The organism is Luteibacter sp. P4_E6 (assembly GCF_056401535.1).
Genome location: NZ_JBFUJE010000265.1, coordinates 1 through 5,478 on the forward strand (window position 1 = coordinate 1; position 5,478 = coordinate 5,478).

Below are 5,478 nucleotides of genomic sequence, written 5' to 3' on the forward strand. Positions count from 1 at the left end.
AGGCCATGGTGGCCAGTGCGACCTACGGTCCGTACGGCGGCCTCGACGACTACATGAAGCTCGGTTACGTGCCCATCGACCACCAGCCGGAAGCGGCCTCCAAGACCGTCGAATACGCCTTCGACGACTGGTCGCTGGCGCAGATGGCCAAGGCCATGGGCAAGGACGATGTCGCCGCCACGTTCACCAAGCGGGCGGGCAACTGGAAGAACAGCTTCGACACCAAGACCGGCTTCCTCCGCGCCCGCAAGAGCGATGGTGGCTACCGTGAGCCGTTCGATCCTTCATCGGCCGCGTACGGCAGCGACTACACCGAAGGCAACGCGTGGCAGTACTCGTGGTATGTGCCCCAGGACGTCGCCGGTCTGATCGCGGCGCTCGGTGGCAAGGAGGCCTTCGTCACGAAGCTGGACTCCGTGTTCGATGCCAAGGTCGACCCGAAATCCTTCGCCCACGTCGAGGACATCACCGGCCTGATCGGCTGGTACGCCCATGGCAACGAGCCGAGCCACCAGGTGGCCTACCTGTACGACTACGCCGGCCAGCCCTGGAAGACCCAGGAGCGCCTGGTCCAGATCATGAAGACCCAGTACGCACCCACCCCCACGGGCCTCGTAGGCAATGACGACCTGGGCCAGATGTCGGCCTGGTACATCTTTACCGCGCTGGGCTTTTATCCGGTGGCGCCGGGTAGCAACCAGTACGTGATCGGCCGCCCCTTCATCGAGAAGGCCACGCTCAACCTGCCGGGCGGCAAGCACTTCATCGTCTCGGCCGATCATCTCGATGCAAAGCATCCGTACGTCGGCAAGGTGACGCTCAACGGGCAGCCGCTGGATCGCACCTTTGTTCGTCATGAGGAAATCGTCGCCGGCGGCGAACTGCACTTCACCATGCAGGCCACTCCGGCGAAGGATTGGGGTCAGACACCGGCATCGCTGCCGTACTCGATGACGCCTTCCGCACCGTAACGACCGTCACAGGGCCTTCACGGGTCCTTGGGCATTAAGCACGACTCCATCTGGACGGGTGCGCCTTTCCCTATCCGTATTCGCTGCCCCCCGGGGTGGCGCACGGGGCGGAACGGCGCACCCGTTATCGTGTCCGAGGTCGTGTCATGGCGAATCACCGAAGCGAGGCGCCCGGCGTCTACAATGAGGGCCCTTCAAGGGCAGGAATCGTCTCGGGATGACGACAGCATGATCTTCCGTACCGGATGGCGTTGGCGGCTCGCAGGCCTGCTCGTGGCTGTGCTCGTCATCGTAGCCTTGCCCTATGCGGTGACTCGCTCGAGTTCCGAGGATGCCCTGAACTCCCGCGACTGGGTCACCCACACGGCGGACATCAAGGCCACCGTGTACCGGTTCGACGCCATCCTGCGCAGCAGCGAGGCGGCGATATACACGCGCGTGGCGGGTGCGCCTGACAAGCCGGATCTCACCGTCCGCATCGAGGCCCCCCGCAAGCTGCTTCCCGGCCTCGTCGCCAACCTCCGGGAGATGATGCGCGACAACGCGCAGCAGCTCACTCGCCTGGGCGGGCTGGAGTCGATCGCCAACGGCCGTATCGGCATGTTCGATAAGGCCATTCAGCAGCTGCAGGCAGGCGACCGCACGGGCGCGTTCGCCACGATGGAGGATTCCCGCCGCCTGTTTCCCTTCCGCGACCAGGTCAGGGAAATCCTCGACGAAGAGTCGAAGCTGCTCGACATACGTCGTCAGGCCGCCCAGGACCTCGCGTCGAACAATCGCATCGTACTTTTTGTCGCCGCGCTGGCGCAGATCGCCCTGCTCGGCATCGTGGTGTTCGTTTCCGAACGGCAGATTGCCATTCGCCTTGCCGCGGAATCGCGCGTGGCCCAGGCCGTGCAGCGCTCCCAGCTCATCGTGCAGGCCGTGCGCGAACCGATCGCCATGCTCGACGGCAACCTGCGGACGCTGCTGGTCAACGCCGCGTTCGCCGAGGTCTACGGTTATGACGCCGAGAAAGACCATAACTCCCCGCTGGAAGCCATCGGCCAGGGTGCCTGGAAGGACACCGCCCTGTTGCAGCGCCTGTCCGACGTGCTCTCGCGCGATCGCGAACTCTGGGACTACGAGCTAACCCAACGTACCGTCGACGGCATCGACCGCTTCGTGGTGATCAATGCCCGCCGCATCGAGCAGCCCGAAAGCACCGCGCCTGCGCTATTGCTTACAGTCAGCGACATCACCGCGCGCGCGCTGGTCGAGCAGAAAGTCAGCGAGCTCAATCGCCAGCTCGAGGGCAAGGTGGAGCAGATATCGGACGTCAATCGCGAACTCGAAGCCTTCAGCTATTCGGTGTCGCACGACCTGCGCGCGCCACTGCGCCACATCTCCGGCTTCGCCGGCAAGCTGGAGACCCAGCTCGGCGACAAGGCTGACGAGCGCGCGCGTCACTATATCGACGTGATCAGCAGCTCCTCGCGGCGCATGGCCCAGCTGATCGACGACCTTCTGGTGTTCTCGCGCCTGGGGCGCGGCGCGTTGCGCCTGCAGCCGGTGGATATGCAGTCGCTGGTCGAAGAAGCACGCGCGCTGGTCGAGACCGAGGCGCGCGACCGCCGCATCGACTGGAAGGTCACGCCGCTGCCGATCGTCATCGGCGACGAAAACATGCTGCGTACCGTCTGGCAGAACCTGCTGGGCAATGCGGTGAAGTACACCGGTAACCGCGAGCGTGCGCAGATCGAGGTGACACTCGACCGCACCCCGGCCGGCGACTACGAATTCGCCGTGCGCGACAATGGGGCCGGATTCGACATGCAGTACGCCGGCAAACTGTTCGGCGTGTTCCAGCGCCTCCATCGGGCTTCCGAATTTGCCGGTAACGGTATAGGCCTTGCCAACGTACGGCRCATCATTGCGCGCCATGGCGGCCGTACCTGGGCCGAGGGCGAGCCCGATAACGGCGCTACCTTCCACTTTTCCTTGCCGGCCTCGGATGTTCCGGGGTCCAGAATGGGTGACACATGAACAACCGCGACCTGCGCACCATCCTCCTCGTCGAAGACTCGATGGCCGATGCCGAGATGGCCATCGACGCGCTTCGCGAGGCCAAGCTCGCCAATCCCGTGGTTCATGTCGAGGACGGTGTGGACTGCCTCGACTGGCTGCACCGCCGTGGCCAGTACGCCGATCGTCCCGAAGGCGATCCCTCGGTGATCCTGCTCGACATCAAGATGCCGCGCATGGACGGCCTGGAAGTGCTCAACCAGCTGCGCGCGGAAGAGAAGTGGAAGCGCCTGCCGGTGGTCATCCTTTCGTCCTCACGGGAAGAGAGCGACCTGGCCCGGAGCTGGGACCTCGGTGTGAATGCCTATGTGCTAAAGCCCGTGGACGTGCAACAGTTCTTCACCGCCGTACAGACGCTCGGCCATTTCTGGGCCGTGCTCAACCAGCGCCCGGACGGCGAGTAATCGACTAACAGAGGGCGCACGGGCATAACCATGGGCGGGTACGACAAGAAAATCAGGATCCTTCAGGTCGAGGACAATGCCCTCGACGCCGAGCTCGTATTGACCGAACTCGACCAGGACGGACTCGAGTACGAGGTGATGCTGGTCGATGACGAGCCGGCGTTCACCGCGGCGCTGGACAGCTTCGAGCCGACCATTGTGTTGTCCGACCTGAGCATGCCTTCGTTCAGTGGTGAGCGTGCGTTGCAGATACTTCGAGAGCGCAGCGCCGAGATACCCTTCATCTTCATCTCGGCGACGCTGGGTGAAGAAGCGGCCATCGTCGCCCTGCGCAACGGTGCCACCGACTACATCCTCAAGCAGAACACGGCACGCCTGGCCTCCGCCGTGCGCCGTGCCTTGCGTGAAGCGGAAGAGCAGCGGGCGCGTGCCCGTGCGGAACTCGAGCTGATCCGTGCGCAGCGCTTCGAGAGCCTGGCGCTCCTCGCCGGCGGCCTTAGCCACGATCTGCGCAACCTGCTTCAGCCCTTGCTGCTTGCCGGCGACACACTGGAAGACTACGCGGACGATCCGCGGCTGGCGCGCCTGGGTGCACTGGTGCGTGACTGCGGCCGTCGCGGCCTGGAGATGGTGTCCTCGATGCTGTCGTTCGCGCGTGGCGCGCGTCGTGCCGAGCAGGTGCGCCTTGGTGCCTTGCTCGAAGCGCTGAAGTTGCTGATGCAGGGCAGCGTGCCGCGTTCGATTGAAATGAACGTCGATATCTTCGACGCCGATGTCGCCTTCGAAGGCAATCACACCGAGCTGCAGCAGTGCCTGCTCAACCTTTGCCTCAATGCCATCCAGGCCATGCCCGACGGCGGCCACCTGAAGGTGGAGACGGCGCAGGCGAACCTGCCCGAGGACTTTTTCGTTGAAGGCGAGCAGCCCGCGCCGGGACGTTATCTCCGTCTGTCGGTGATCGACACCGGCGCCGGTATGACGCCAGAAGTGCTGCAGCGGCTTTTCGAACCCTTCTTCACAACGAAGGAGTTGGGTACCGGTCTGGGGCTACTCTCGTGCAAGCGCATCGTCGCCAGTCACGGCGGCCTGATGCGCGTCCGCAGCAAGCTCGGCGAAGGCACGCAGTTCCATCTCTACCTGCCGCTCAATCCGGAAGACGGCGCCGACACCGAGCCGTTGGTGATGGAGTCGAGCCTGCAGGGCGAAGCCGAGCGCGTGCTCGTCGTCGTCGAAGAGGCCGTGCAGCTCTCGCTGCTGGCCGACACGCTGGACGCTTACGGCTACCAGGCAGGTGCCAGCCAGAGCGGTACGGCGGCTCTGCAGTGGAYCGAAGCCCACGGCGTCCCCGACCTCGTGGTCATGGACGCCGACATGAATCTGTTTACCGGCGTGCGTACGCTCGCCGCGCTGCTGGATCACGGTTACACCGGCGCGGTGCTGCTTCTCGCCCGTCCGGACAAGCCGCTGAATCTCGACGAGCTGCCGCAGCTGGATCATCTGTACGTGCTGGAGAAGCCGATCCAGTCGCGGGCGTTGTTGCGGAAGGTGCGCGAGGCGCTCGAGGCGAGTGAGGGGAACGTTGTCTGAAGACCATTCTGCTCGCCGGCCTTGCATGGGCTAGTGCATCCGCCTTCGCCGCTGACGCCCCGGTGTCGTCGCCAGCGCCTGTCGAAGCGCGTGTACCGTTCGCGCCAACGCCTTTTGCCGGCAGCGATGGCGCCAAGCATCTCGCTTACGAATTGCAGGTCACCAACGTCTATGGCGACACCGGGACCCTGCGGCCGCGGTCGCTCGATGTTCTCGATGAGCAGGATCGCGTGATCCTGCATCTGGACGAAGCCGGCGTGGATGCCGCGATCCGGCCTGTACCGGATGAGGGCAAACCAGCCGGCATCATTGCAGGTAAGCGCGGCACGCTGTTCGTGTGGATCACCCTGCCAGCGGGGCAGCTACCGCACACCCTGCATCATGCCCTCGTCTTCACTGATGAGAAGGGGCGGACCAGCCACGTCGACGGCATACCCGTGGTCGTGTCGGAT

At 64.5% G+C, this 5,478-nt stretch carries 5 protein-coding genes; all 5 read left to right on the forward strand.

What is annotated here, in order from left to right; genetic code table 11:
• The coding region (locus tag AC1DT2_RS14955; RefSeq protein ID WP_477297160.1) for a GH92 family glycosyl hydrolase at positions 1-971 on the forward strand (971 nt) is incomplete at its 5' end.
• Between the two features lie 228 nt (positions 972-1,199).
• On the forward strand, positions 1,200-2,996 hold the full coding sequence (locus AC1DT2_RS14960; protein ID WP_477297161.1) for a sensor histidine kinase: 1,797 nt from the start codon (positions 1,200-1,202) through the stop codon (positions 2,994-2,996).
• On the forward strand, positions 2,993-3,439 hold the full coding sequence (locus AC1DT2_RS14965; protein ID WP_063571826.1) for a response regulator: 447 nt from the start codon (positions 2,993-2,995) through the stop codon (positions 3,437-3,439). Before AC1DT2_RS14960 ends, AC1DT2_RS14965 begins: the two co-directional genes overlap by 4 nt.
• 30 nt (positions 3,440-3,469) lie before the next feature.
• A complete protein-coding gene (locus AC1DT2_RS14970) occupies positions 3,470-5,026 on the forward strand; it encodes a response regulator (protein WP_477297162.1) in 1,557 nt (518 codons plus the stop codon).
• Between the two features lie 62 nt (positions 5,027-5,088).
• Positions 5,089-5,478 (forward strand): hypothetical protein (locus AC1DT2_RS14975; protein ID WP_477297163.1); only part of this gene is annotated, 390 nt, incomplete at its 3' end.

What these genes read in the sequence shown, in the direction of transcription:
- AC1DT2_RS14965 (WP_063571826.1), top strand. Translation starts at nt 2,993, where the DNA reads ATGAACAACCGCGACCTGCGCACCATCCTCCTCGTCGAAGACTCGATG.